Source organism: Sodalis-like endosymbiont of Proechinophthirus fluctus (genome assembly GCF_001602625.1).
GTDB lineage: Bacteria > Pseudomonadota > Gammaproteobacteria > Enterobacterales > Enterobacteriaceae.
In genome coordinates this window covers 17,019-17,336 of sequence record NZ_LECR01000001.1, presented here as the reverse complement: position 1 = coordinate 17,336, position 318 = coordinate 17,019, and the positions used below count along the sequence as shown (strand labels likewise).

The 318-nt window shown below is 54.7% G+C and carries 1 pseudogene; it reads right to left on the bottom strand.

The features are described 5' to 3' along the window. A pseudogene (locus BG74_RS15200) lies at nt 1–318 on the bottom strand (1-deoxy-D-xylulose-5-phosphate reductoisomerase); the annotation flags it as partial.

Sequence of the window (318 nt, the reverse complement as noted above, 5' to 3'; positions counted from 1 at the left end):
CGATATTTTTCGCCCCATCGACCAATTGGGGTGGGCACAGGCCTGCTCCGGCGTCATTATGCCAAGCTCAGCCAGCGATGTCTGACGAAAGGGGCCACCGGAGCCGGTTAAAATAATGCGCGACACGCCATGTTCATTCAGAGAAGCGTAACCCAACCCGCGCTGAAGTGGTTCAGGTAAACTTTGAAAAATCGCGTTATGTTCACTGTCCACTGGTAGCAATAGAGCATGATGGCGGCGCACCTCGTTCATGAACAGCCGCCCGCAGGTGACTAGCGACTCTTTATTAGCCAGCAATACACGCTTGCCGGCGCGTAG